The organism is Variovorax sp. GW823-FHT02B07, assembly GCF_058797695.1.
Map to the genome: position 1 here is coordinate 87,737 of NZ_JBXAJX010000011.1, position 26,940 is coordinate 114,676.

Genomic DNA, 26,940 nt, shown 5'->3' on the forward strand with positions numbered 1-26,940 from the left:
CTCCTTTTTCTGTGGCCGCTCAGGCCGGCACGAAGCGCACGGCCACCAGCCGCGCGCCGTCGCTCGCCGGTGCGGCCTGCCATGCCTGCGCGGCGTCGGTCCAGCACAGGCCCTCGCCTTCGCCCAGGGCCTCGCCGTCATTCAAGCGCCACTCGCCGCGCAAGGCCAGCAGCACGCCGTGCGGCGCGGGCGCGATGTCGGCGGCGCGTTCCAGCACCTGCACGTCGGCACGCCACTGGCCGCCGCGCGCCATCACGTTGAAGTCGTTCGAGGCGCCGCCGAGCAGCGTGCAGTCGATCGGGTCGTCGCCCGAAAAGGCGAAGGGCCGGTGCGGCACGTCGAGCCGGTGCGACACGCGGCCGTCGTGCGTGAAGAGGCGCACGCCGTCGCCTTCGAGCAGCATGATCTGGCGGTCGATGCCCGGGAACACCGAGAACGGGCCGGGCGACGCGATGGTGGCGATGCTCACGCGCCAGCCGAAGCTGTCGAGCCCCGCGCCTTGCGGCCAGCTGGCGATTTCCTGCGTGGTGCCGCCGCCGTTCTTCCAGGGCGTGGCGCGCAGGGTCGCGCGCGAAAAACGCTGCACGCTCATCGCATCAACCCGCCCTGGCGCAGCTTCTGTTCGAAATGCCGCAGGATCAGCGTCATCGTGCCCGTGAGCATGAAGTACACGAGCGCGATGGCCAGGTACACCTCGAGCGAGCGGTACGACACGCTGATGATCTTCTGGCCTTCGTGCATCACGTCGTGGATCGTGAGCAGCGACACCAGCGCCGAGTTCTTGATGAGCGCGATGAACTCGTTGCCCAGCGGCGGGATCATGCGCACCACGGCCTGCGGCAGCACGATCTGGCGCATGGCCACGCCGGGCGTCATGCCCAGCGATTGCGCGGCCATGGTCTGGCCCTTGTCGATCGATTGGATCGCGCCGCGCACGATCTCGGACACATAGGCGCCCGAGTACACGCCGAGCCCCAGCACGCCGCACACGAAGGCCGGCAGCAGGATGCCGAAGTGCGGCAGGCCGAAGAACAGGATGAACAGCTGCACCAGCAGCGGCGTGCCGCGAATCGCCGCCACGTAGGCGGTGCACACGCCGTAGATCCAGCGCCGCTTCGGGTTCAGCCGGCCAATGCCGACCAGCAGGCCCAGCACGCACCCCAGGGCCAGCGCGCAGGCGGTGATCTCCACCGTGACCAGCGCGCCGCGCAGCAGGTCGGGCCAGCCCTGCCAGACGGGCGAGAAATCGAAGTCCATGGCGCGCTTACTTGGCGGTGGCGCTGAACCACTTCTTGACGATGGCGGCGTAGGTGCCGTCGGCCTTGAGCTTCTCGATCGCGCCGTTCACGGCCTTGGTGAGCTCGGGCGTGTCCTTGCGGATGGCCATGCCGTATTCCTCGGTGGTGATCTGCTCGTCGAGCACCTTCAGGCCGCCGCGCGTGCGCACGTACTGGAAGGCGGCGGGCTTGCCGGTGACGGCAGCGTCGGCGCGGCCGATGTCCACGAGGTTGAACATCTCCTGGTTCTTCTCGACTTCCATCAGCTGCACCTGCGGGAATTTCTCCTTCGTGTACGACACGGACTTGGTGCCCACCTGCACGCTGACCTTCTTGCCGTTGATGTCGGCCGGCTTCTTGATGGTCGTGTTGTTGTCCTTCACCATGACCACGAGGCCGCCGGCGTAGTACGGCACGGTGAAGTCGACAACCTTCTTGCGCTCGTCGGTGATGTAGATGCCCGACACGGCCATGTCGAAGCGCTTGGAGATGAGGCCCGGCACGAGGCCCTTGAAGTCGATGTCGATCCACTCGATCTTGCGACCCAGCGTCTTGCCGATGGCCTCGACCAGCTCCACGTCGAAGCCGGTGCGCTTGCCGTTTTCCACGAACTCCATCGGCGGGAAGGTGGCGTCGGTGGCCACGCGCAGCGGCTCGCCCTGGGCTTGCGCGGCGCCAGCGAAACCGAAGAAGGCGAGGCCGGACAGGGCGGCGGCGACGAGGGTGCGACGGGTGTTCATGGGAGGGCTTTCGTGGAGGTGAGGGAGGGAGAAAGAAAAAGAAAAGCGGCGACTACTGCAGTGCGCGCGAGATGCGGGCCGCCGTGACGACGGTCATGTGGACCAATGCAGCTTCCATGCCTTCGACGCGCGTGAGCGGCGCCATGAGCGTGATCGCCCCGCGCAGGCGCCGGCCCGCGGCCAGCACCGGCGCGCTCGCGCCCCACACGCCGGCATCGACCTCGCCGTGGGTCACGGCATGGCCGGCGGCGCGGATGGCGTCGAGTTCGGCGGCGCGCTCGGCGCGGCGTTCGGGGCCTTCGTCGAGACCGTCGAGCAGCAGGTCGCGCGCGTCGTCGGGCGCGTGGGCCAGCAGGCACTTGGCGCTGGCGCCGTCGCGCGCGGGCACGCTGCGGCCGCGGTCGAAGGAGCAGCGCAGCGACTGTTCGCTGTCGATCATCTCCAGGCACACGACGCGCTCGTTCACCAGGGTGACGAGCGCCACGCTCTCGTGGCTCTGCTGCGCCAGCACGCGCATGTCGGCGCGCGCGGCCATCACGAGGTCGGAGTTGCCGTCGAAGCCGCTGGCCAGCTGCACGCTGACGGGCCCCGGCGAGTAACGGCCCTCGGACTCCATCACGAAGCCCCAGCGGCGCAAGGTGGCGACCTGGCGGTACAGCGTGCTCTGCGACAGGCCGGTGGCCTGCACCAGCTCGGCCGCCGTCATCGCCGCCTTGCTTTGCGCCAGCACCGACAGCACGAACAGCGCGCGGTCGTTGTGGGCGGGAGCGTCAAGGGGGGTCGTCATCGGGGGCAATCGCTGGGCGGTCGAAAGTGGATGCGGCGTGCAGTATCTTGCTCGCCGTTCTCACGACCAAGCCCGAATTCCCACTCGATGGGAATGAGCGCGTTTTTTCTTTCTACCTTCGTCTTACCGAGGCTCAGCGCACCAGCAGCGGAAAGAGCGGATCGTCCATCGGCGCGCCGGCCGGCAGGCGCTCGGCCAGGCCCGGGAAATCGGGCGAGGTCTTCCAGCTGCGCGGGGCGTGGCGGATGTCGTCGCCCAGGAAGCGCACCGAGAACACGCGGCGCCGGTTCGGCCCCTCGACGCCGGCCGCCGCATGCAGCGTGAGCATGTGGAAGCAGACGAAGTCGCCGGGCTCGATGTCCCAGCCGACGATGGGGAAGCGCTCGCGCGCGCCCTCGATGTCGGGCAGGTCGTCGAGGCTGCCTTCGGGGAACCACTTGGCGTGGTTGTCCATGAAGGTGCGCGGCATGAGCCACGGCCCCTTGTGGGAGCCGGCCACGAACTCGAGCGTGGCGGCACGCGACACCGGATCGACCGGAATCCACATGCTGACGTTCTGCATGCCCTCGATGTTGTAGTAGGGCTGGTCCTGGTGCCACGGCGTGCGCTGGCGCGTGCCGGGTTCCTTCACGAGCAGGTGGTCGTGGTACAGGCGCACGGTGTCCGAGCCCATGAGCCGCTGCGCGAGGGGCGCCAGCGGCGCCTGCCGGATGAAGCGACCGAAGGCGTCGATCTCCTGCCAGTTGCAGAAGTCCTCGAAGAAGCGGCCCGGATCGTCGGGCCGGCTCGCGACCTTGGCGCGCGGGCTGGGCGCCGCCAGGTTCGCCTCGATGCCGCCCTGCAGCAGCGCGAGTTCGTCGGCCGTGAGCAGTTGGCGGATGCAGACCGCGCCGTCGCGCTGGAACTGCGCCACCAGCGCGTCGTCCACGCGTTCGCGCACGCGGCGCTGCAGGTCGGAAGCATCGAGGGTCATCGTCGGGTCTCCTTCGTGTGTCGGGTGTCGGGTGACCCGCTTTTTTACTTCACCTGCGGCGCCTTCCGGCCTTACTTGATCATCGGCAGCTTCAGGCCCTGCTTCTTCGCCGTGGCGACCGCGATGTCGTAGCCCGCGTCGGCATGGCGCATGACGCCGGTCGCCGGGTCGTTGAAGAGCACGCGCCCGATGCGCTTGGCCGCGGCGTCGGTGCCGTCGCACACGATCACCACGCCCGAGTGCTGCGAGTAGCCCATGCCCACGCCACCGCCGTGGTGCAGGCTGACCCAGGTCGCGCCGCCGGCCGTGTTGAGCAGGGCGTTGAGCAGCGGCCAGTCGGAGACGGCATCGGTGCCGTCCTTCATGGCTTCGGTCTCGCGGTTCGGGCTGGCGACCGAGCCGGTGTCCAGGTGGTCGCGGCCGATGACGATCGGGCCCTTGAGCTCGCCGTTCTTCACCATCTCGTTGAAGGCCAGGCCGGCGATGTGGCGCTCGCCCAGGCCGAGCCAGCAGATGCGCGCGGGCAGGCCCTGGAAGGCGATGCGCTCGCGCGCCATGTCGAGCCAGCGGTGCGTGTGCGTGTTCTCGGGGAACAGCTCCTTGATCTTGGCGTCGGTCTTGTAGATGTCTTCCGGGTCGCCCGAGAGCGCCACCCAGCGGAACGGGCCCTTGCCTTCGCAGAACAGCGGGCGGATGTAGGCCGGCACGAAGCCCGGGAAGTCGAAGGCGTTCTTCACGCCTTCGTCGAACGCGACCTGGCGGATGTTGTTGCCGTAGTCGACCGTGGGGATGCCCATGGCCTGGAAGTCGAGCATGGCCTGCACGTGCACGGCGCACGATTGGGCGGCGGCCTTCTTCAGGGCGTCGTGTTGCGAGGCGTCTTTCATGGCGGCCTGCCACTGCGGCACGGTCCAGCCCGAGGGCAGGTAGCCGTTGATCAGGTCGTGCGCGGAGGTCTGGTCGGTCACGAGGTCGGGCTTGAGGCCACCGGCCTTCGCGCGCTTGACCAGCTCGGGCAGGATGTCGGCCGCGTTGCCCAGCAGCGCGATCGACACGGCTTCCTTGGCGTCGCAGTGCTGTTTGATGAGTTCGAAGGCGTGATCGATGTCGCGTGCCTGCTTGTCGACGTAGCGCGTGCGCAGGCGGAAGTCGATGCTCGACTGCTGGCACTCGATGTTCAGCGACACGGCGCCGGCCAGCGTGGCCGCGAGCGGTTGCGCGCCGCCCATGCCGCCCAGGCCGGCCGTGAGGATCCACTTGCCCGCGAGGCTGTTGTTGTAGTGCTGGCGGCCGGCTTCGACGAAGGTCTCGAAGGTGCCTTGCACGATGCCCTGGCTGCCGATGTAGATCCAGCTGCCCGCCGTCATCTGGCCGTACATGAAGAGGCCCTGGCGGTCGAGCTCGTTGAAGTGTTCCCAGTTGGCCCACTTCGGCACGAGGTTGGAATTGGCGAGCAGCACGCGCGGTGCGTCGGCATGCGTCTTGAACACGCCGACCGGCTTGCCCGATTGAATGAGCAGCGTCTCGTCGTCTTCCAGTTCCTTCAGCGAGGCAAGGATCTGGTCGTAGCAGGCCCAGTCGCGCGCGGCGCGGCCGATGCCGCCGTACACCACGAGGTCCTGCGGGCGCTCGGCCACCTCGGCGTCGAGGTTGTTCTGCAGCATGCGGTACGGCGCTTCGGTGAGCCAGCTCTTGCAGTTCAGCTCGGTGCCGCGCGGGGCGCGGATCACGCGAGTCGGGTCATGGCGCGGATCGGCGCCGGCAGCGGGGGTGTTCAGGGCGAATTTGTCGGGTGCGTTCATGGCGTGGTTCTCCTTGTCGGGTGGCAGTCGGTACGGATCACTTCGAGTGGCTGGGCAGGATGTCGAGCAGCGCGGCCGGCAGGTCGGCCGCGAGCGCCCACAGGCGCATGGCTTCGATGTCGGGTGCGAGGTAGCGGTCGGTCTCGAGGAACGCGACCTTCTGGCGGATGCGGGCGAATTCCGCTTCGACCAGCGGCGAACTCTTCAGCTTGCGCTTGAGTTCGATGCCCTGGGCGGCGGCCATCGCTTCGATGCCCACCACCACGGCGGTGTTGTTGACCATGTCGCCCAGGCGGCGCGCCGCGAAGGTGGCCATCGACACGTGGTCTTCCTGGTTGGCCGAGGTCGGCAGGCTGTCGACGCTGGCGGGGTGCGCGTGCGACTTGTTTTCCGAGGCGAGCGCGGCGGCCGTGACCTGCGCGATCATGAAGCCGGAGTTCAGGCCGCCGTCGCGCACCAGGAAGGGCGGCAGGCCCGACAGGCCGCTGTCGAGCAGCAGCGCGAGGCGGCGCTCGGCGATGGCGCCGACTTCGCTCACGGCCAGCGCAATGATGTCGGCCGCGAAGGCGACGGGCTCGGCGTGGAAGTTGCCGCCCGAGATCACCTCGCCGGTGTCGCAGAACACCAGCGGGTTGTCCGACGCGGCATTGGCTTCGATGACCAGCACGCGCGAGGCGTGGGCCAGATTGTCGAGGCAGGCGCCCATCACCTGCGGGATGCAGCGCACCGAGTACGGGTCCTGCACGCGGCCGCAGTCGGCGTGCGAGGGCACGATTTCGCTGCCGTCGAGCAGCGTGCGCACGGCGCCGGCCACGGCGATCTGGCCGGGCTGGCCGCGCGCGGCGTGGATGCGCGCGTCGAAGGGCTTGATCGAACCCTGGATGGCTTCGAGCGACAGCGCGCCCGACATCAGCGCGGCGGCGAACACGTCTTCGGCGCCGAACAGGCCGGCCAGCGCGAGCGCGGTCGACACCTGCGTGCCGTTGAGCAGCGCCAGGCCTTCCTTGGGGCCGAGCACGAAGGGTTCGAGGCCGATGCTGCGCATGGCTTCGGCGCCGCTCACCTTCTTGCCGTCGGCCAGCGTGGCTTCGCCTTCGCCGATGAGCACGCAGGCCATGTGCGCCAGCGGCGCGAGGTCGCCCGAGGCGCCGACCGAGCCCTTGCACGGAATGCTGGGCGTGACGCCCGCGTTGAACAGTGCCAGCAGCGCATCGACCAGCGCGGGCCGCACGCCAGAGTGGCCGCGCGCCAGGCTCACGGCCTTGGTCGCGAGGATCATGCGCACCACCGGCGCGGCCAGCGGCTCGCCCGTGCCCACGCTGTGCGAGAGCACGAGGTTGCGCTGCAGCTCGGCCAGGTGGTCGTTGCCGATGCGCGTGCTCGCGAGCTTGCCGAAACCGGTGTTGATGCCGTAGACCACCTCGTCGTTCTCGACGATGTGGCGCACCGCGGCCTCGGCCTTGGCCATGCCGTCCTGCACCGACGGGTCGAGCGCAAGGTGCACGCCGCCGGCCTGGATGCGTCGCAGCATCGCAAGGTCGACCTTGCCGGGCGTGAGGGTCAATGTGGCGTGGGGAGTGGCGGTGTGATTGCTTGGCATGTGAACCTGTCTATACAAGTGGTTGCGAGAGAAAACGTGGGCCTCTGAGGGTCGAAAAAACGGGTTAGCCGAACGTCGGGTTGCCGTCGGACTTGAAACGGCTGCCCAGGCTGTAGCGCGAGGCCGGATGCAGGCAGCGCACCCAGGTCACGGGCGTGTTGCGGATCCAGGTGCGGCGCGTCAGCAGCAGGCAGGGGTCGGTGGGCGCCATCGCGAGCCGCTCGGCCTGTTCGGCGCTGGGCAGCACGGCATCGACGACGTGTTCGATCTGGTCGAAGGGCACGTTGCGCACCAGGTACTCGCTGGGCGGCACGGCCGTGAAGTCCTGCTCGAGAAAGTCGGGCACGACCTGCGGGTTGACGTAGCGCTCCTCGAGCTGCACGGGCGTGTCGTTGTCCAGGTGCAGGCAGGCGCTGTGGAACACCGAGTCGCCCGCGCGCAGGTCGAGCCAGGCCGCCACGTCGGGCGAGGCCGCGAGGCGCTCGACCGCGAGCATCTCGCAGCGGTAGTCGTGGCCGCGCTGGCGGATCTCGCTGGCGATGTTGGCGATCTGCAGCAGCGTCGACTGCGGCTTGTTCTCGGCCACGAAGCTGCCGACGCCGGCCACGCGCACGATGCGCCCCTGCTCCATGAGCTCGCGCAGGGCGCGGTTCACGGTCATGCGCGCCATGCCGAACTGCGCGACCAGCTCGTTCTCGGAAGGCAGGCGGTGGCCGGGCGGCCACGTGCCGTCCTGGATCTTGCGGGAGATGTGATCCTTGACTTGCGCATAGAGCGCGAGGGACGGCAGGTCGCGTTTCATCGGGGGCTTAATGCTCCGCAGCGGCCATCGACTCGGCGCGGATTTCTTTGGTCAGGCGCGCCTTGATGTCCATGAACTCGGGCGAGGTCTTGATGGTGTAGCTGCGCGGGTGCGGAAAGTCGACCGCGATCTCGGTCTTGATGCGGCCCGGCCGCGCGCTGAACACCGCCACGCGGTTGGCCATGAAGATCGCCTCGTCGATGTCGTGCGTGACGAACAGCACCGTCTTCTGCGCCGACTCCCAGATGCCCAGCAGCAGCTCCTGCATCAGCACGCGGGTCTGGTTGTCGAGTGCGCCGAAGGGCTCGTCGAGCAGCAGCATCTTGGGGTCGTTGGCCAGCGCGCGCGCAATGGCGGTGCGCTGCTGCATGCCGCCCGAGAGCTGCTTGGGGAAGTGGTGCTCGAAGCCGCGCAGGCCGACCTTGGCGATGAAGAACTCGCTGCGCTCCTTCTGGTCGGCTTCGCTCATGCCGCGCTCGCGCAGGCCGAAGCGGATGTTCTGCGCCACCGTGAGCCACGGGAAGAGCGTGTAGCTCTGGAACACCACGCCGCGGTCGGCGCCCGGGCCTTCGATGCGCTCGCCGTCGAGCATCACCTGGCCGGTGGTCGGGAAGTCGAGCCCCGCCACGATGCGCAGCAGCGTCGACTTGCCGCAGCCCGAGGGGCCGAGGATGGTGACGAAGTCGTTCTCCTTCACCTCGAAGTCGATCGGCTGCAGCGCCTGCGTGCGCTGGCCCTTGGTGCCGGTGAAGACGCGCGAGACGCCTTGAATGGAAAGTTGATTCTTCACAGTGCAGCCCATGCAAACAGACGGCGATTCATCGCCTTGAAAGCGAAGTCGGACAACAGGCCGATGACGCCGATCACGATGATCCCGAAGATGATCTGCCCGGTGTTCAACAGCGCCTGGCTGTCGGTGATCATGTGGCCGATGCCCGACGAGGAGCCGATGAGTTCCGCCACGATCACGTACGTCCAGGCCCAGCCCAGCACGAGGCGCAGCGTTTCGGCGATGCCCGGCGCGGCGCCCGGAATGAGCACGCGCGCCACGATGCCGCGGCTGTTGGCGCCCAGCGTGTAGGCGGCCTCGACGAGGTCGCGCCGCGCGCCGCCCACGGTGACGGCCACCATCAGCACGATCTGGAAGAACGAGCCGATGAAGATCACCAGCAGCTTCTGCATTTCGCCCAGGCCCGCCCACAGGATGAGCAGCGGGATGAAGGCCGAGGCCGGCAGGTAGCGGCAGAACGACACGAAGGGCTCGAAGAAGGCCTCGACCGTCTTCCAGGTGCCCATGGCCACGCCCAGCGGCACGGCGATGACGGCCGCCAGCAGGAAGCCGCCGAACACGCGCCACACGGTCATGCCGATGTCGCCGATGAAGCCGTACTCGGTGAAGAGCAGCCAGCCCTCCTTGACCATCGTGATCGGGCTCGCCAGGAAGGTGGGCGACACGAAGCCGCCCAGCGTGGCGATGCCCCACACCACCACGAAAAGCACGAAGAAGCCCAGCCCCAGCATCGTGCGCGCGGACGCGCTGATGGGCTCGAGCGGCGCGAACACGCGGCGCCGCACGGGAGGCGCGGGCGGCGGCGTCACGGCGCGCGCCGGAGCGGCGGTCATCGGTTGCATCTGCGGCAAGGCCTTACTTGACATAGCTGGCGTCGAAGGTGGCGGCATAGTCTTCCGGCGCCTTGCGGATCACGCCGGCCTCCAGCAGGATGGCCGCGGCTTCCTTCATGAAGCTGGTGAGCTCGCCTGCGAAGAACTTCTGGTTGGCGGCCTTGTCCTGCCAGCGCAGGTACGCCGACGACTTGGCGAACTGCTCGCCGCTTTGCTTGACGGCCGAGCCCATGAGCTCGTTGGCCTTGGCCGGGTCGGCCTTGATCATGTCCAGCGCGTCGAAGTACGACTTGGTGAGCGCGGCAGCGGCTTTGGCGTTGGTCTTGAGCCAGGTGGGCGCGCAGCCGACGGTGTCCATCACCATCGGGTAGTCGAGCGTGGTGGCCAGGATCTTGCCGGCGGCCGGGTTGGCGCGCACGGTCGAGAGGTAAGGCTCGTAGGTCATGGCGGCGTCGTTCTGGCCGGCCACGAAAGCCTGCGCAGCGGGCTGCGGCTCGAGCGAGACCACCTTCACGTCCTTCAGGCTCATGCCGTTCTTGCTGAGCATCCAGGCCAGGCCGAAGTACGGCGCGGTGCCCGGGGCGCTCACGCCGATGCTCTTGCCCTTGAGGTCGGAAAAGCTCTTCACGTCGTTGCGCACGGCCAGGCCGTCGGCGCCGTAGGACTTGTCCATCTGGAAGATCTGCACGATCGGCACGCCGTTGGCGTTCCAGGCCACGTGCGTCTCCACCGTGGTGGCCGCGCACTGGATCGCGCCGGAGGCCAGCGCCAGGTGGCGGTCCTTCTGCGGGATCATCTTCAGTTCGACGTCCAGCCCGTTCTTCTTGAAGATGCCGGCCTTGTCGGCCAGCGACAGCGGCGCAAAGCCGGTCCAGCCGGACATGCCGAGCGAAATCTTCGTGTCCTGGGCGGCGGCCGTTCCGGCCATGCCCGCTGCACATGCACCTGCTGCCAGCAGCGAAGCGACTTTCACAACTACCGTCTTGACCATGGGGACTCCTGGTTCCATTTTTTGAGAGAGGTGACTCGGCGATACATGCCCGGGGGATATGGGCAGCACGCCTCGCATTGTTGCCAGGCGCCCCAACTTGTATATACAGGATAACCCGAAAGTCCTGTTTTGGTGCATCTCCGAGAGAAATGCCCCAGTTTGCTGTCTAGACAAGAGGGGTGCCGGGACGGGGTTCACCATTGCAAACGCCGTGCCACAGTCATATCGGAGCCGCTGGGGGACAATCGGCGTCCGCCCCGGCTCCGGCCCTTTTCTCCCCCTCTCCCGCCCTTCGCACCCCCGCCTGTGTCCTCCCTCGCTCCCCGCCCCTTCGACGCCACCAGCGACGGCAGCAGCCCCGGCAGCGCGGCCCCCGCCGACATCCTTCACGACGTGTTCGGCTACGCGCGCTTTCGCGGAGCCCAGCAGGACATCGTGGAGCACGTGGTGGGCGGCGGCGACGCGCTGGTGCTGATGCCCACGGGCGGCGGCAAGTCGCTCTGTTATCAGATTCCGGCCATCGCGCGGCAGCGCGCGGGGCGCGGCGTGGCGGTGGTGGTGTCGCCGCTGATCGCGCTGATGCACGACCAGGTGGGCGCGCTGCACGAGGCGGGCGTGAGCGCGGCCTTCCTGAACTCGACGCTCGACTGGGAACAGACGCAGGACGTGGAGCGCCGCATGCTGCGCGGCGAGATCACGCTGCTGTACGCGGCGCCCGAGCGTGTGAACACGCCGCGCTTTCTCTCGCAGCTCGATTCGCTGAACGAGCGCGGCAAGCTCTCGCTGTTCGCCATCGACGAGGCGCATTGCGTGAGCCAGTGGGGCCACGACTTCCGCCCCGAGTACCGCGCGCTCACCGTGCTGCACGAGCGCTATGCGGGCGTGCCTCGCATCGCGCTCACGGCCACGGCCGACGACCTCACGCGCGCCGACATCGTCGAGCGGCTGCAGCTGGAAGAAGCGCGCCAGTTCGTCTCCAGCTTCGACCGCCCGAACATCCGCTACACCATCGTCGAGAAGAAAGACGCCACCACGCAGCTGCTGCGCTTCATCGAGCGCGAGCACGAGGGCGATGCGGGCGTGGTCTATTGCCAGTCGCGCAAGCGCGTGGAAGACCTCGCGACGACGCTGCAGGGCGCCGGCATCAACGCGCTGCCGTACCACGCGGGCCTCGATGCGGCGGTGCGCCAGAAGCACCAGGACCGCTTCCTGCGCGAAGAAGGCATCGTGATGGTCGCGACCATCGCCTTCGGCATGGGCATCGACAAGCCCGACGTGCGCTTCGTCGGCCACGTCGACATGCCCAAGAACATCGAGGGCTACTACCAGGAAACCGGCCGTGCGGGCCGCGACGGCGCCCCCGCCGACGCCTGGATGGCCTACGGCCTGAACGACGTGGTGAACCAGCGCCGCATGATCGACGAGAGCCCGGCCGGCGAGGAGTTCAAGCAGGTGATGCGCGGCAAGCTCGACGCCCTGCTCTCGCTGGCCGAGGCCAGCGACTGCCGCCGCGTGCGCCTCTTGGGCTACTTCGGCGAGAAGAGCACGCCCTGCGGCAATTGCGACAACTGCCTGAACCCGCCGCAGGTGTGGGACGGCACCGATGCCGCGCGCAAGCTGCTGAGCACCATCTACCGCGTGCAGCAGCTCAGCGGCATCAGCTTCGGCGCGGGCCACATCATGGACATCCTGCGCGGCAAGGCGACCGAGAAGGTCAAGCAGTTCGGCCACGAGCGCATCAGCACCTTCGGCATCGGCGCGGAGTTCAGCGAGGTGGCACTGCGCGGCGTGCTGCGCCAGCTGATCGCCACGGGCGCGCTGGCAGTGGACGCGGAGGCGTTCAACACGCTGAAGCTCACCGAGGGCTCGCGCGCGGTGCTCAAGGGCGAAACCTCGGTGTCGCTGCGCGAGTCGGTGTCGTCACCGGCCGAGCGCAAGCCCCGGCGCGAGAAGGTGGCCAAGGGCGCACCGTCGCCGGCGGCGGCCTCGCTCGACGACACCGGCAAGAAGCGCTTCGAGGCGCTCAAGGCCTGGCGCGCCGAGGTGGCCAAGGAACACAACCTGCCGGCCTACGTGATCTTCCACGACGCCACGCTGGCCGCCATTGCCGAGCGCGCACCCGCGACGCTGGAAGACCTGCAGGGCATCAGCGGCATCGGCACGAAGAAGCTCGAGGCCTACGGCGCCGAAGTGCTTCGCGTGTGCGAGGCCTTCTGACCCTCTCCGGCTAAAGCAGGCGGGCCGCCTTCGAGAAATCGATGGACGCGAGCACCGCGGCGCGCATGGCCGTCAGCAGATGGCGCTCGTCGTTGCTGCGCTTCTGGAAGGTGTAGGTCAGCGCGGGCAGGGCCTGGCGGGTCTTCAGGATGCGCAGGTCGCCGCGGCGCGACAGCAGGCGCGCCCAGCCTTCCGGCAGGAACCCGACACCGATCCCCTCGATCAGCAGGCCGGCGACGGCGCCCCAGCTGTTGCAGCTGAGGCGATGCGGCGCCTCGAGGTTCTCGGCCATGAGCCATTCGTCGAGCAGGCGGCTGGTGCCCGCGCCCGGGGGCAGCGTCACGATGGGGTGTTGCGCGAGCAGCGGCGCGCCGATCGCGGTGGTCTTGCCTGCCAGCGCGGGCGCGGCCACCCACACGAAATGCGCCTGGCCCACGGTGTGCGACGAGATCAGTCCGTGGTGCGGTGAACGCCCGGCGATCACCGCGCAGTCGAGTTCGCCGTTGCGAAGGCGCTCGTCCAGCGCCGAACCGAAGTTGACGTGCGGCTCCAGGCGCAGGTCGGGCAGGTGCCGCCCCACGTGCGCGACGAGCTGGGGCAGCCAGGTCAGCGCGCTCAGCTCGCCGATGCCGAAGGTGCAACGGCCGCCGAGGCTGGCGGGCGCGCCGATCGACCGCTTCGTTTCGTCGGCCGCCAGCAGCAGCGCGGCGGCGCGCGGCAGGAAACGCTCGCCCGCGTCCGTGAGCGTGGCCCGTTGCCCGGCGCGGTCGAACAAGGGCGCGCCGAGCGACACCTCCAGCTCGGCCAGGCGCTTGGACAGCGACGAGGTCGACAGGTGCAGCCGCTGCGCCGCGAGCGCGAAGCTGGCGCAGGTCGCGGCCCAGTAGAACGCCTCCAGTTGCTTCAGCGTCATGCGCCGTTCCCCACTGTTATTTCGAAAAAAGCGAAATGGCAAATTACCATAAATTCGCTTTTTTTAAACCTTCTGCACGCCTACAGTCCGCGCGGACCGAACGACTGACTGGATGGCGGACATGACTGTTTTCTCGCGTGCCTTCGATGCCCCGCGCACCGCGCCGGCGCAAGCCCCTGCTGCTGCCGCCGCGACGCCGCGGCGCCTGGCCGGCATCCTGTCGCTGCAGGACTTCGAGCACGCGGCCCGGCGCCGGCTGCCGCGCCCGCTGTTCGGTTACATCGCCGGCGCGGCGGAGGACAACCGCTCGCTGGACGCCAACCGCGCCGCGTTCGACGCGCACGACTTCCTGCCCCGGGTGCTGGTCGATGTCTCCCGGCGCTCGCAGGAGGTCACGCTGTTCGGCCAGCGCTACGCGTCGCCCTTCGGGATCGCACCGGTCGGCATCAGCGCGCTGTCGGCCTACCGCGGCGACCTGGTGCTCGCGCAGGCGGCGCAGGCGGCCGGCATTCCCGCGGTCATGAGCGGCACCTCGCTCATTCCGATGGAAGAAGTGGCCCAGGCCGCGCCCGGCACCTGGTTCCAGGCCTACCTGCCGGGCGATGCGGCGCGCATCGACGGCCTGGTGGCGCGCATCGCCGGCGCGGGCTTTCGCCACCTGGTCGTCACGGTCGACATTCCGGTCTGGGCGAACCGCGAAAACAACGTGCGCGCCGGCTTCACGACGCCGCTGCGGCCCAGCCTGCGGCTGGCATGGGACGGCCTCGTGCGGCCGCGCTGGCTGCTCGGCACGCTCGCGCGGACCTTCGTGACGCGCGGCATGCCGCATTTCGAGAACTCGTTCGCCACGCGCGGCGCGCCTCTTTTCTCGAGCACCGCGATCCGCGACACGACCGGCCGCGACCACATCCACTGGGACCACATCGCCCGCATCCGGCAGCAGTGGCGCGGACCGCTGATCCTGAAGGGCATTCTTCATCCGACCGATGCGCGCCGCGCGCGCCAGCTCGGCGTCGATGGCCTCATCGTCTCCAACCACGGCGGCCGGCAGCTCGACGGCGCGGCCCCGGCCCTGCGCGCCCTGCCGCAGGTGCTGGACGCCGCGGGCGAGCTGCCCGTGATGGTCGACGGCGGCGTGCGTCGCGGCAGCGACGTGCTGAAGGCGCTGGCGCTGGGCGCCAAGGCCGTGTTCGCCGGCCGCCCGTTCATGTATGCCGCCGCCGTGGGCGGCCACGCGGGCGTCACGCACGCGATCCGGCTGCTGCGGGACGAGGTCGACCGGAACATGGCGATGCTCGGCGTCAACGACCCGGGCGAGCTCGACGCGAACTGCCTGATTCCGCGGCGCCCCTGACCCGCCCCCCACTCATCCCGCCCATTCCATCAATCCAAGAGGAGGAAGACACCTTGCCCAAAAACCCCACCCTGTTCGCCCTCGCCTGCCTGCTGGCGGCAACCGTGCCCGCCCACGCGCAGGGCTACCCCGACAAGCCCGTCAAGCTGCAGGTGCCGTTCGCGCCGGGCGGCACGACGGACATCATTGCGCGCGTCATCTCCGAGCCCCTGGGCAGGCACCTGGGGCAGAGCGTCATCGTCGAGAACAAGTCGGGCGCGGGCGGCGCGATCGGGGCCGCCGAGACCGCGCGCGCCACGCCCGACGGCTACGCGCTGGGCATCGGCACCGTGTCGACGACGGCGGCGAATCCGGCCATCAACCCCAAGGTGCCCTACAACCCGAAGACCGACTTCACGCCCATCATCAACCTGGCGGCGACGCCCAATGTCATTGCGGTCCACCCCAGCTTTCCGGCCCGGGACTACAAGGGCTTCATCGAGGTGCTGAAGAAGAACCCCGGCAAGTACGCCTACGCCACCGCAGGCACGGGCAGCATCGGGCACCTGCAGATGGAGCTGTACAAGGGCATGGCCGGCGCGTCCGTCACGCACATTCCCTACCGGGGATCGGGCCCGGCGCTCAATGACACCGTCGCGGGCCAGGTCGCGATGATCTTCGACAACCTGCCGTCGGCGCTGCCCTTCATCAAGGACCGTCGGCTGATCCCGATCGTCGTGGCGGCGTCCGAGCGCCTGAAGGACCTGCCCGACGTGCCGACCTTCAAGGAGGTCGGCCTGGCGCCGGTAAACCGCATGGCGTACTACGGCATCGCGGGCCCCAAGGGCCTGCCCAAGGACGTGGTGGACAAGGTGCACGCCGCGGCGCGCAAGTCGCTCGAAGAGCCTGCCGTGCGCAAGCGCATCCAGGACACCGGCTCCTTCGTCGTCGGCAACACGCCGCCGGAATTCACGCAGCAGATCGCCGCCGAGTTCGACGTGTACAAGAAGGTGGTGGACTCCGCCGGGCTCACGCCGGACTGAACCGGCGAGCGCCTCGTCAGGCCACCGACGCCCAGACCGGCGCCATCGCGCGGTAGAGCGCGCGGAAGGCCTCGAGCCGGGGCTGGTAGGCCGCATGCAAGGCGGCGTCGGGCGCCAGCACCTGGCGCACCGCCGGCGCCACCACCACACCCGCCGGGTCTTCGCCCGTGACCGCCAGCCGCGCGAGCCGCGCCGCGCCGAAGGCCGGGCCGCGGTCGGCGGATTCGTACAGCACCAGCGGCACATCGAGCACCGAGGCGATCAGCTGCGCCAGGAAGGCGGAGCGCGCGCCGCCGCCGATCAGCGCTAGGCGCTCGGGCCGCGCCGTCTGGGCGCTCAGCGCTTCCAGGCCGTCGGCGAGCGAGAAGGCGATGCCTTCGCAGACCGCCTGCATCAGGTCGGCGCGCGTGGTGGCGCCCGACAGGCCGACGATCGCGCCGCGCGCGAACGGGTTGTTGTGCGGCGTGCGCTCGCCGAACAGATAAGGCAGCGCGAGCAGGCGCGACGGCCCGGCGTACGCGGCCTCGACCTCGGCCAGCAGCGCGCCCACCGATGCACCGCCGGTGCACGACGCCAGCGCCGCGAGCGGGCTCGCGCCGTTGAGCAGCGCGGCCATGCGGTACCAGCGCTGCGGCAGCGCGTGGCAGAAGGCGTGCACCAGCCGCTCGGGGTCGGGGCGGTGCGCGGTGTCGGCCACCAGGATCTGCGCCGAGGTGCCGAGCGACACGAAGCCGTCGCCCGGCCCGACCACGCCGATGCCGACGCCGCCCGCCGCGGCATCGCCCGCGCCGCCCGCAATCGGCACGCCGCGCGGCAAGCCCCAGCGCGCAGCCAATGCATCGCGCACGGTGGCGCAGGGTTCGCACGACTCGACCACGCGCGGCAGCCAGGCGGGCTCGACCCCGCAGGCGGCGAGCGCCTGCGGCGACCAGCGGCGCTGCGCCTGGTCGAACAGCCAGGTGCCGGCGGCGTCGGTGACGTCGGTCACCTTCTCGCCCGACAGCTGCAGGCGCACGTAGTCCTTGGTCAACAGCAGCGAGCGGGCGCGCGCCACGGCCTCGGGCTCGTGGGTGCGCAGCCAGCGCAGCTTGGGGCCGGTGAAGCCCGCCATCGGCTGCACGCCGACGGCGCGGCGCAGGGCCAGGTCGGACTGCATGAGCTCGGCGGCCTCGGCGGCGGCACGGCCGTCGTTCCACAAGATCGCAGGGCGCACGGGCCGGTCGGCCTCGTCGAGCAGCACCAGCGAGTGCATCTGGCCCGACAGGCCGATGCCTTGCACGCCGGCCATCGCCGTCGGATGCGTGCGCGCCAACTCGTCGAGGCCGTCGGCCACGGCGGCCCACCACTGGTCGGGGTCGTGCTCGCACCACAGCGGCTGCGGGTACTGCGAAGTGAGCGGCCGATCGACCGTGGCCACGACCTGCAGCAGTTGCAGGTCGGTCAGGACGATCTTGACCGCGGAGGTTCCGATATCGATGCCGATCAGCATGCGTGTGTTCCCTGTTCGAGGGCCGAAGTATCGGCGCTCCGGCCCCGCGCGCCGGCTGACGGCAGGTGGTTTACGAGCCGCTCGCCGGCAGCGAAATCGGCACCGGTCGCGTGTGCAGGTCGATGTAGAGCTCGAAGAAGCGCGCGTTGTCGAACTTCTTCACCACCGTCATCTTCTGCAGCAGCACGCCCGCGGGCGGCGTGGTGTAGCCGATGGAGCGGCCGTTGTCGGCGGCGCCGGGCTTGGCGACCACGTCGACATAGCGCTCGACGGTCTGCGTGGCGTAGCGCGGATCGATGAGATAGGCCAGCACCAGCGTGTCCCAGATGTTCTGCGTGTAGTTCGGGTTGTTCTCGAAGCCGTTGGTGCCGCTGAAGCCGTAGCCGTTGAGCTTGCGGAACACCTCGGTCACCGCGGTCGGCTTGGCCGGGTGCGCGATGCGGTCGTAGACGGGCTTGGTGAGGAACACGGTGTCGGTCACGTCCAGCGGCACCACCACCTGCGGGATCGGCAGGCGCACCACGAACTGCGCGGCCTCGGGGTCGAACCACCAGTTGAACTCGGCGAAATGGGTGGTGTTGCCCGCCACGTCGACGGCGCCGCCCATGTAGATGATCTTCTTGATCAGCGGCACGATGTCGGGGCTCTTCTTCACGGCCAGCGCGATGTTGGTGAGCGGGCCGATGGCCAGGAGGGTGATCTCGTTCGGGTTGGCCTTGACGGTGTCGATGATGAAATCGACCGCGCTCTTGCGCTGCACCACGGTGCGGGTGGCGAAGCCGTCGGGCGAGGGCTTGAGGTCGGCGTCGGTCTTGGGCTCGGGGCCGCTCCAGGCGCCCAGGTAGCCGTCGCCGCCTGCGCCGGCCTTCATCTCGGCCTCGATGGTGGCGTAGTCGTGGTTGAAGGCGTAGTTCTCGCCCACGTAGACACCGATGCGCTGGCCCACGCCCAGGCGCTCGACCGACATCAGCGCGTCGGCCACGCCCTGCTTGAGCCACTGGTTGCCCGACACCACGCTGATGCCCATCACCTGCACCTTGCCCTCGGCCTGTAGCTGCGCGGCCATGACGCCGAGCTGGCCGTCGTCGCTCATGGTGTTGTAGTCGCTGTCGATGATGACTTTCTGCGCCACCGGCGTTGCGGCGAACCCGGGCGCCAGGCCGATGCCGTCGTTGCCGCCCCCGCCGCCGCCGCATGCCGTGAGCACGGCCACGACGACGAGCCAGAAGGTCGTCACTGTCCATTTGCGCATCTGCTTCTCCTAAGTGTTTGGTTTCCAGCCCGGTTTCCAAAAGGGGCGCCAGGGAGTGAAAACGTTTGCGCAAACCTTTGCGCAAACGTTTGCCAAACTCTAAGTGGCAGGCCGCAGGCGTGGCAATGGGGTGCGGCTAGGGGTTTTCCGCGAGGCCGGGGCCGGCCTCGCGCGCGGGGTCAGGCCGTCTGTCAGCCCGGGTTGGGCACAAGGTCGATCAGCCGGTTCTCGCGCAGCGGCGAGCGGGGGCGCAGGAAGAGTTCTTCTTCTACCGGCGTGGCGGCCTTCTCCAGGCCCTGGGTGTCCGCGGCCTTGGCGGATGCCGTTGGTGCCGTGCACGAACCGGTGTCGCGCAGCCGCAGCGCCGCGGCCAGCCGGCCTTCGGCGGCGTCGCCCAGCAGGTGGTCGAAGTCGTCTGCCACGGCGCAGCTGGCATTGGGTGCAAAGCCGTCGCCGTAGTCGCCGAAACCGGCCTGGTTGACGCCCTTGAAGTTGACCGCGAAGTAGGTGGTGCCGCAGTTGTCCTGCGGAACGAACCCGTAGGGCTTGCCGCAGGTGGTGGCGCCCACGAGGTTGACCGTGACGCCCACGCCGCGCAGGCTGTTGATGACCGACTCGCTGGCCGAGCAGGTGCTGCGGCCCGTCAGCAGCGTGACGCGCGACAGGCCCAGCGTGGGCAGGGGCTGGCCGGCGCGGGTGGTCGTGAAGAAGGGCGTGAGGTTGTCCGCGAGCGTGGTGCGGTACGGGTTCTTGTCGTTGAAGGTCAGCAACTCGAAGGTCTTGCCGTTCGTCGGGCCCGGCCCGGCCACCATGTAGGCCAGCTGGCTCGCGATGCGCAGCTGGCCGCCGCCGTTGTAGCGCATGTCGATCACGAGGTCCTGGACGCCGCCGTCCTGCTTGAGCGTGTTCATGGCCGTGACGAGCTGCCCCTCGGCGGTCGAGATGTGGTCGTTGAACAGCAGGTAGCCCACGCGGTTGCCGGCCGGCCCGATGGTGCGGGTGTACAGCACCGGCGTGCTCGTGATGCGCTGGGCCGTAAGCTCGATCGGGCTGCCGCGCGTGCCGCTCACCTCGAAGGTGAAGGTGTGCTTCTCGCCGAGGTTCTGCGGCGAGATCGCGCGGTTGATGATGTCGACGTTGGCCTGCCCGGTGCTGGCCACCACGTCGACGCCGTCGACCCCGACCAGCTTGGCCCCGCGCGCCAGGCCGGCCGCCGCCGCCGGCGAACCCGGCTCGACGAAGGCGAGGCGGATGTTGCGCGGCGGCGAGCTGCGCACCGCCGCCGTGTCCATGCCGTAGCCGACCGACACGCCGCCCTCCGACTCCAGGCGGTACGCCTCGGTGTCGAGGTAGAAGTGAAAGCGGTCCTTGAGCTGGCCCGAGGGCGTGGTGGCCTGCGTCTTGAGCACGCTGAACCAGGTCAACGGCGTGGCGTAGTCGGACGCCTTGAGCGTGGTGGGCACCTCGTTGTACCAAAGGTAGGTTTCGTCGATCCAGCCGCGCACCCAGCTCTTCTCGTTGTCGACGGTGCCGGCGGTGTCGGGGTACGCGCGGCCCGTCGCGGGGTTGGTGCCCCGGCGCGGCGCGACGCACTGGCCGGCGACGGTCGCGGACGCGACGATGCCGCCCTCGCCACCGTTGCCCCCGCCTCCCGGCACGGGCGTCGGCAGCACGCCGATCGGGAAGCCACCGCCGCCACCTCCTCCCCCGCCGCCTCCACCGCACCCCGCCAGCAGGCCGGCCAGGGCGAGCGCCACCGCGCCGGTGGCGGCGGCCAGGGCCCGCGAGCGCCGCGACGCGTGTGCATTGCGAAAGGCCATCGGGTCCTCCTGGCGTCCGCGGTGGCGGACAGTGCTGATCGGTTTTTGTTCGGGGCGCGGGGGCGGGACGCTCGCCCGCTACTGGATGAAGCCCATGCCGCGCGATTCGCGCACCTCGGGCTTGATGCGGTGCTCGGCTTCGAGCTGTTCGAGAAACTCCGCCGCCGAGAACTCGGCCGCGAGGATGTCGGTCTGCCGCTTCACGGCCGCGAAGTCGCCCGGGCACAGCTGCGACAGCAGCGCCAGGCGCGCGCGCACCTCGCCGGTGAGCAGGGCCGCGTCGCCCGCAAGCGCCTCGGTGACGAACATGCGCTCGCGCTGGGCGGCGGTGAGCGGCATGAACTTGATCTTGAAGGTGAAGCGCCGCAGCGCCGCCTGGTCGAGCCGGTCGAGCAGGTTGGTGGTGCACACGAACACGCCGCGAAAGCGCTCCATGCCCTGCAGCATCTCGTTGACCTCGGTGACCTCGTAGGTGCGCTGCGCGCCGCGCCGGTCCTGCAGGAACGAATCGGCCTCGTCGAGCAGCAGCACGGCCTTCTCGGACTCGGCCTCCTTGAACATGGCGGCCATGTTCTGCTCGGTCTCGCCGACGTACTTGCTCATGAGGTCGCTGGCCTGCTTGACGATGAGCGGGCGCCCCACGGCCTTGGCGATGTGCTCGGCCAGCGCGGTCTTGCCGGTGCCGGGCGCGCCGTAGAAGCACAGCGTGCCGTGGCCGCGCGCCTTCAGCGCCTCGACGATGCGCGGGATCTCGAAACGGGTTTCGACGTGGAGCATGTCCAGGTCATAGGTGGTGACGCTGCGGCGCTCGGCCGGGCTCTTGTCGAGCGTGCCCAGCGCGAGGTCGGCGTTGCGCAGCTGGCGCTCGATGAGGGCCTCGACCGAAGCCTCGTCGGTCTTCGCCAGGCCGGCGAAGCGCACGGCGGTGCGGATCTGCGCGGGCGTGAGGCCCTTGCGCTCGGCCAGTTTGGCGGTGAAGGCCTCGGACACGACCACGCCTTCGAGCGTCTTCTTGACGAGCTGCTCGCGCGCGCCGGGCGGCGGCGACTTGAGTTCGAGGTGGTAGGCGAAGCGGCGGCGGAAGGCCGGGTCGATCTGCTCGATGCGGTTGGTGACCCACAGCGTGGGCACGGGGTTGGCCTCGAGGATCTGGTTGACCCAGGCCTTGCCGCTCACGCTGCCGCTGGCGGGCGCGGGGATCTGCTCGGCGCGCGCCATGAACTGCGCGGCCTCGGTGCTGATGGGCGGGAACACGTCCTCGACCTCGTCGAACAGCAACGCGGCCTGCGCGCTGCCCTTGAGGAAGACCTGCGCGATCTGCAGCGAGCGGTAGCGGTCGCGGCCGCTGAGCGAGTTGCCGTCGCGGTCGGCGTACTCGACCTCGAAGAGCTCCAGGCCCGCGGCCTGCGCGACCACCTTGGCCAGCTCGGTCTTGCCAGTGCCGGGCGGGCCGTACAGCAGCACGTTGACGCCGGGCTCCTTGCGCGCGACGGCCGCGCGCAGCAGCGTGACGAGCATCTGCGCGTCTTCCTGCACGAAGGAAAAATCGTGCGGCGTGAGCGCGCTCTTGGCCGAGGGCCGCGTGAACACGGCCATCAGCTCGTTGTGGTCGCGGTACTCGCGCATGAGCACAGGCGGCAGCTTCTCGCTGACCTTCATGAGGTCGGCAAGGTCGGTGATGTTGTGCTCGGAGATGAGGTTCTCGACGAGGCCGATGCGCTCCAGCCGCGAGCCCGCGCGCAGCGCTTCGCCCACTTCGCTCGCGTTGACGCCTGCGATGTCGGCGATGGCAGCATAGGCCTCGGGCGCGTTGTTGACCTTGAACTCGACCAACAGCGAGCGCAGGTCGCGCTGATAGCGCGCGAGCGTGCCGTACAGAAGCAGCGCGCGCTCGGCCTTGTTGAGCTGCAAGAGGCCAGCGAGCGCATCGATGTTCTTCTCGACCAGCGTGGACTGCTTGCGCAGCGCGTGCGTGAGCCAGTCGCGCGTGACGGCCAGCACCGAGAGCAGGTCTTTCGGCTGGTCTTTCGCGTACTCGTCGAGGTAGAAGAACAGCGTGCCTTCTTCATACGGGCCGCGCCACACGCCGTGGCGTTCGAGCAGCGTGCGGCCGTCGAAATCTTCGACGCCTTTCCACGCTTCGTTGCCCGCACAGCGGCGGCCCAGGAACTCGCGCAATCGCTGGAGCACCGCGGCGGGCCACACGAGGTGGCGCCCGGTGAGCGAGAGCAATCCGTTGATATCGCGCCGCACATTGAAGCGCGGCCCCTGCTTGGCGGCGAGCGTGAGCACGAAGTGCGAGCACATGAGCTCGAGCACCGGTGCTTCCTTGAGGCCGGGCGAAGGCAAGGCCTGCCCGCGCACCGCAGCAGCCACCACATCGACACCCGCACGCTTGACCATCAGGCAACCTCCTGCGAGGAAATACTTGGAGCGACCATAACGCAGACTTTTGGCTTCGGGAAGACGCCGAAAGAGTAAAAACCCTGATCCGCTGGATTCCAGCCACAATGCGCGCCATGGTCGGAATCGAAGCTATCCGTCGCGCCGCGGCGCGCCTGCAGGGCCAGGTGCTCAACACGCCCTGCGTGGAGTCGCGCACGCTCTCTGAAATCGTGGGCGCGCAGGTGTTCCTCAAGTTCGAGAACCTGCAGTTCACGTCCTCCTTCAAGGAGCGCGGAGCGTGCAACAAGCTGGTCGATTTGTCTGAAGGTGGCACGCGCGGCGTGATCGCCATGTCGGCCGGCAACCATGCGCAGGGTGTGGCTTATCACGCGCAGCGGCTGGGCCTGCGCGCACTCATCGTGATGCCGCGCTTCACGCCCGGCGTGAAGATCGAGCGCACGCGCGGCTTCGGCGCCGAGGTGGTGCTGCACGGCGACACGCTCGACGCGGCGCGCGCCCATGCGCTGGCACTGGCCGAGCGCGAAGGCCTGACCTTCGTGCACCCCTACGACGACGAAGCCATCATTGCCGGCCAGGGCACGATCGCACTCGAGATGCTCGACGCGGTGCCCGACCTCGACACGCTGGTGGTAGCGGTCGGCGGCGGCGGGCTCATCGCCGGCATGGCCGTCGCGGCGCGCGAGATCAAGCCCGGCATCGAGATCGTCGGCGTGCAGACGCAGCGCTTTCCGGCGATGGTGAATGCCGTCAAGGGCACGCACCACGCGCAAGGCACGAGCACGATCGCCGAAGGCATCGCGGTCGGCACGCCCGGCGTGCTGACGCGGGAGATCATCGCCGCCAAGGTCGACGACCTGCTGCTGGTGGATGAAGGCGACATCGAGCAGGGCGTTTTGATGCTGCTCGAGATCGAAAAAACCCTGGTCGAAGGCGCGGGCGCGGCCGGCCTGGCGGCGCTGATCCGGCATCCGGAACGCTTTCGCGGCAAGCGCGTGGGCCTGGTGCTGTCGGGCGGCAACATCGATCCGCTGCTGCTCGCGGCCATCATCGAGCGTGGCATGGTGCGCGCCGGGCGGCTCGCCCGGGTGCGCGTCAGCGCGCGCGATGTGCCGGGCTCGCTGGCCCAGATTACGGCCACCGTGGCCGAAGCGGGCGCTAACGTCGACGAGGTGCACCACCAGCGCGCCTTCACCATGCTGGCGGCGCAGAATGTCGACGTCGAGCTGGTGCTGCAAACGCGCGGTCGGGCCCACCTGGCGAGCGTGTTGAGCGCCCTGAAAGACGCCGGTTTCGAAGCGGTGGAGCAGCACTGAGGGCTCCTCGCAACCCCCTAGACCCGCTGACGGCGCCTCGCCGGTAAAATGGCGGGAGTTTTGTCATTTGCGGTTGACTGCATTTGATGCGTTGTCATTTGCGTATTCGAGGTATTTCCCGATGTCCCATCCCACCCCCGCCGAGCACGGCCACGCTGCCGCCGCCGAACATGACGCCGTCGAATCGGTCGTTCACCTGATGCCCCTCGTGCTGCCGCTGGCCGGCGGCGTGCTGATGCTGCTGCTGGCGTCCATCGCCGTTTTTCTCGCCTGAACTGACAGGCTTTCGCGCTTTTGTCCGCGGGCTGTGCGGCCCGCGTTGACGCAATCTCCCGAAGCGAAACGTTTTCTCAAACGGACCTCCGTGCCTGGTCAGGCGCGGCGCCCCGTTCGGAAAGACGATTTTTCAACTTAGGAGATTTCCGATGAACGCACCCACGATGAAGGGCCTTCCCATTCAGGCGCCCTCATACGTCAAGAACGCCAAGCTGATCGCCTGGGTGGCCGACATGGCCGCACTGTGCAAACCCGATGCCGTCCACTGGTGCGACGGCAGCAAGGAAGAATACGACCGCCTCTGCCAGCAACTGGTCGACGCCGGCACCTTCAAGAAGCTGAACCCCGCCAAGCGCCCGGGCTCGTTCCTCGCGATGTCCGATCCGAGCGACGTCGCACGTGTCGAAGACCGCACCTTCATCTGCTCCGCACAGAAGGAAAACGCCGGCCCCACCAACAACTGGATGGCCCCGGCCGAGATGCGCACGACGCTGCAGCCCCTGTTCGACGGCTGCATGAAGGGCCGCACCATGTACGTGGTGCCCTTCAGCATGGGCCCGCTGGGCTCGCCCATTGCACACATCGGCATCGAGCTGTCCGACAGCCCCTACGTGGCCGTCAACATGCGCATCATGACCCGCATGGGCAAGGCCGTGTACGAGGTGCTGGGCACCGACGGTGAGTTCGTGCCCTGCGTTCACACCGTGGGTGCACCGCTCGAGGCCGGCCAGAAGGACGTGACCTGGCCCTGCAACACCACCAAGTACATCGTTCACTACCCCGAGACGCGCGAGATCTGGAGCTACGGCTCGGGCTACGGCGGCAACGCGCTGCTGGGCAAGAAGTGCTTCGCACTGCGCATCGCCTCGAACATGGGCCGCGACGAAGGCTGGCTGGCCGAGCACATGCTGATCCTGGGCGTGACCAGCCCCGAGGGCAAGAAGCACCACGTGGCAGCTGCTTTCCCGAGCGCTTGCGGCAAGACCAACTTCGCGATGCTGATCCCGCCGGCGGGCTTCGAGGGCTGGAAGGTCACGACCATCGGCGACGACATCGCCTGGATCAAGCCGCAAGCCGACGGCACGCTGCGCGCCATCAACCCCGAAGCCGGCTACTTCGGCGTGGCCCCGGGCACCAACGACCTGACCAACCCGAACTGCATGGCCAGCCTGCACCGTGACGTGATTTTCACGAACGTGGCGCTGACCGACGACGGCGACGTCTGGTGGGAAGGCATGGGCGACGCGCCCGCGCACTGCATCGACTGGCAAGGCAAGGAGTGGACGCCGCAGATCGCCAAGGAAACCGGCGCCAAGGCCGCCCACCCGAACGCGCGTTTCACCGTCGCCGCCACCAACAACCCCGCGCTCGACGAAGCCTGGGACGATCCGAAGGGCGTGAAGATCGACGCCTTCATCTTTGGTGGCCGCCGTTCGACGACCGTGCCGCTGGTCACCGAAGCCCGCAACTGGGTCGAAGGCGTCTACATGGCCGCCACGATGGGCTCCGAAACCACCGCTGCGGCCGCCGGCCAGCAGGGCGTGGTGCGCCGCGATCCGTTCGCGATGCTGCCGTTCATGGGCTACAACATGAGCGACTACTTCCAGCACTGGCTCGACCTGGGCAAGAAGCTGCAAGCCTCGGGCGCCCAGCTGCCGAAGATCTACACGACCAACTGGTTCCGCAAGGGCGCGGACGGCAAGTTCGTCTGGCCAGGCTACGGCGAGAACATGCGCGTGCTGAAGTGGATGATCGACCGCGTGGAAGGCAAGGCGACGGAAGGTGTCGAGCACATCACCGGCGTGAGCCCGCGTTATGAAGACCTGAACTGGACTGGGCTTGATTTCAGCGCCGAGCAGTTCGCTACCGTCACGAGCATCGACAAGGCGGCTTGGCAGGCGGAGCTGAAGCTGCATACGGAGCTGTTCCAGCAGCTGGCGCACCATCTGCCGAAGGAATTGCCGGAGACGAAGGCTGCGATTGAGCAGCGGCTGGCGGCTTAAGTAAGGTAAGCGCTGCTCGCGGGCTCATGAGGCCTGCGAAGTGCGGGTTTTGAAAGCCCAATAGGAAGCCCGATGAGCTCATCTCATCAGGCTTTTTTGTTTTAGGCACTAGTCAGTTGGCGCCGCGGCAGGTGATTCCAGGGCATGGCGGCGTCTTCACCGATGTGGAGCGTGCGTTGCAGACAGCGTGTCGGCGACTTTAAAGCGAGACCCTGTGAAGCACGCGCGCCATGCGATGAAGGTGTTGATGAAGTTCAAGCTTCTGGAGCTGCACGCGGTG

The 26,940-nt window shown here is 68.6% G+C and carries 22 protein-coding genes and 1 pseudogene; 7 read left to right on the forward strand and 16 right to left on the reverse strand.

The features are described from left to right. Window positions 1-19: 19 nt before the first annotated feature. The 11 genes from AC1RGU_RS30130 to AC1RGU_RS30180 all read right to left on the reverse strand — a co-directional run bounded on the left by AC1RGU_RS30130 (window position 20) and on the right by AC1RGU_RS30180 (window position 10,595). Complete coding sequence (locus tag AC1RGU_RS30130) at window positions 20-592, reverse strand: HutD/Ves family protein (protein WP_492700112.1); 573 nt, start codon at window positions 590-592, stop codon at window positions 20-22. Further along, window positions 589-1,257, reverse strand: a complete 669-nt coding sequence (locus AC1RGU_RS30135) for an amino acid ABC transporter permease (protein WP_062482282.1) — start codon at window positions 1,255-1,257, stop codon at window positions 589-591. Before AC1RGU_RS30135 ends, AC1RGU_RS30130 begins: the two co-directional genes overlap by 4 nt. A 7-nt stretch (window positions 1,258-1,264) precedes the next feature. Beyond that, a complete protein-coding gene (locus tag AC1RGU_RS30140; protein ID WP_062482279.1) occupies window positions 1,265-2,017 on the reverse strand; it encodes a transporter substrate-binding domain-containing protein in 753 nt (250 codons plus the stop codon). Between the two features lie 52 nt (window positions 2,018-2,069). Then, window positions 2,070-2,804 carry an IclR family transcriptional regulator gene (locus tag AC1RGU_RS30145; protein ID WP_095951039.1) on the reverse strand — a complete coding sequence of 245 codons (735 nt, stop codon included), beginning with the start codon at window positions 2,802-2,804 and terminating at the stop codon, window positions 2,070-2,072. A 133-nt stretch (window positions 2,805-2,937) separates the two neighbouring features. Then, complete coding sequence (locus AC1RGU_RS30150; protein WP_492700114.1) at window positions 2,938-3,777, reverse strand: phytanoyl-CoA dioxygenase family protein; 840 nt, start codon at window positions 3,775-3,777, stop codon at window positions 2,938-2,940. Between the two features lie 71 nt (window positions 3,778-3,848). Then, entirely contained in the window at window positions 3,849-5,579 is a 1,731-nt protein-coding gene (gene hutU, locus AC1RGU_RS30155; protein WP_492700116.1) for a urocanate hydratase, read from the reverse strand. Between the two features lie 37 nt (window positions 5,580-5,616). Continuing rightward, entirely contained in the window at window positions 5,617-7,179 is a 1,563-nt protein-coding gene (gene hutH / locus AC1RGU_RS30160; RefSeq protein ID WP_070064048.1) for a histidine ammonia-lyase, read from the reverse strand. 64 nt (window positions 7,180-7,243) lie between these two features. Continuing rightward, complete coding sequence (gene hutC, locus AC1RGU_RS30165) at window positions 7,244-7,981, reverse strand: histidine utilization transcriptional repressor HutC (RefSeq protein WP_062481289.1); 738 nt, start codon at window positions 7,979-7,981, stop codon at window positions 7,244-7,246. 7 nt (window positions 7,982-7,988) lie between these two features. Further along, window positions 7,989-8,783, reverse strand: a complete 795-nt coding sequence (locus AC1RGU_RS30170) for an ABC transporter ATP-binding protein (protein ID WP_492700118.1) — start codon at window positions 8,781-8,783, stop codon at window positions 7,989-7,991. Next, window positions 8,768-9,613 carry an ABC transporter permease gene (locus AC1RGU_RS30175; RefSeq protein ID WP_370681937.1) on the reverse strand — a complete coding sequence of 282 codons (846 nt, stop codon included), beginning with the start codon at window positions 9,611-9,613 and terminating at the stop codon, window positions 8,768-8,770. Before AC1RGU_RS30175 ends, AC1RGU_RS30170 begins: the two co-directional genes overlap by 16 nt. Window positions 9,614-9,626: 13 nt before the next feature. Next, on the reverse strand, window positions 9,627-10,595 hold the full coding sequence (locus AC1RGU_RS30180) for an ABC transporter substrate-binding protein (RefSeq protein ID WP_492700120.1): 969 nt from the start codon (window positions 10,593-10,595) through the stop codon (window positions 9,627-9,629). Between the two features lie 306 nt (window positions 10,596-10,901). Here AC1RGU_RS30180 and recQ point away from each other — a divergent pair, with 306 nt between their 5' ends. Beyond that, complete coding sequence (gene recQ / locus AC1RGU_RS30185; RefSeq protein ID WP_492700122.1) at window positions 10,902-12,812, forward strand: DNA helicase RecQ; 1,911 nt, start codon at window positions 10,902-10,904, stop codon at window positions 12,810-12,812. 10 nt (window positions 12,813-12,822) lie between these two features. Here recQ and AC1RGU_RS30190 read toward each other — a convergent pair whose 3' ends face one another. Beyond that, the gene (locus AC1RGU_RS30190) at window positions 12,823-13,725 is read right to left on the reverse strand and encodes a LysR family transcriptional regulator (protein WP_492700124.1); all 903 of its coding nucleotides are present in this window, start codon (window positions 13,723-13,725) and stop codon (window positions 12,823-12,825) included. 121 nt (window positions 13,726-13,846) lie between these two features. On the opposite strand from AC1RGU_RS30190, the gene AC1RGU_RS30195 reads away from it, so the two are divergent. Continuing rightward, a complete protein-coding gene (locus AC1RGU_RS30195) occupies window positions 13,847-15,079 on the forward strand; it encodes an alpha-hydroxy acid oxidase (protein ID WP_492700126.1) in 1,233 nt (410 codons plus the stop codon). Between the two features lie 53 nt (window positions 15,080-15,132). Continuing rightward, window positions 15,133-16,101 carry a tripartite tricarboxylate transporter substrate binding protein BugE gene (locus tag AC1RGU_RS30200; protein ID WP_492700128.1) on the forward strand — a complete coding sequence of 323 codons (969 nt, stop codon included), beginning with the start codon at window positions 15,133-15,135 and terminating at the stop codon, window positions 16,099-16,101. 16 nt (window positions 16,102-16,117) lie between these two features. Here the strand turns inward: AC1RGU_RS30200 and xylB are convergent, their stop codons facing one another. The 4 genes from xylB to AC1RGU_RS30220 form a co-directional block, all read right to left on the reverse strand. Continuing rightward, window positions 16,118-17,590: a xylulokinase gene (gene xylB, locus AC1RGU_RS30205; protein ID WP_492700130.1), complete on the reverse strand. Its 1,473-nt coding sequence runs from the start codon at window positions 17,588-17,590 to the stop codon at window positions 16,118-16,120. A 70-nt stretch (window positions 17,591-17,660) separates the two neighbouring features. Beyond that, window positions 17,661-18,842 carry a nucleoside hydrolase gene (locus AC1RGU_RS30210; RefSeq protein ID WP_492700132.1) on the reverse strand — a complete coding sequence of 394 codons (1,182 nt, stop codon included), beginning with the start codon at window positions 18,840-18,842 and terminating at the stop codon, window positions 17,661-17,663. A gap of 191 nt (window positions 18,843-19,033) precedes the next feature. Further along, on the reverse strand, window positions 19,034-20,662 hold the full coding sequence (locus AC1RGU_RS30215) for a S41 family peptidase (protein WP_492700134.1): 1,629 nt from the start codon (window positions 20,660-20,662) through the stop codon (window positions 19,034-19,036). 78 nt (window positions 20,663-20,740) lie between these two features. Next, a complete protein-coding gene (locus AC1RGU_RS30220; protein WP_062482108.1) occupies window positions 20,741-23,065 on the reverse strand; it encodes an ATP-binding protein in 2,325 nt (774 codons plus the stop codon). A 116-nt stretch (window positions 23,066-23,181) separates the two neighbouring features. Here AC1RGU_RS30220 and AC1RGU_RS30225 point away from each other — a divergent pair, with 116 nt between their 5' ends. From AC1RGU_RS30225 to AC1RGU_RS30240, 4 genes and pseudogenes are all read left to right on the forward strand, one after another. After that, on the forward strand, window positions 23,182-24,381 hold the full coding sequence (locus AC1RGU_RS30225; protein WP_169805105.1) for a threonine ammonia-lyase: 1,200 nt from the start codon (window positions 23,182-23,184) through the stop codon (window positions 24,379-24,381). Between the two features lie 121 nt (window positions 24,382-24,502). Further along, window positions 24,503-24,655, forward strand: a complete 153-nt coding sequence (locus AC1RGU_RS30230; RefSeq protein ID WP_169805104.1) for a hypothetical protein — start codon at window positions 24,503-24,505, stop codon at window positions 24,653-24,655. 151 nt (window positions 24,656-24,806) lie between these two features. Next, on the forward strand, window positions 24,807-26,660 hold the full coding sequence (locus AC1RGU_RS30235) for a phosphoenolpyruvate carboxykinase (GTP) (RefSeq protein WP_492700136.1): 1,854 nt from the start codon (window positions 24,807-24,809) through the stop codon (window positions 26,658-26,660). 113 nt (window positions 26,661-26,773) lie between these two features. Further along, window positions 26,774-26,940 (forward strand): annotated as a pseudogene (locus AC1RGU_RS30240) (MBL fold metallo-hydrolase); the annotation flags it as partial.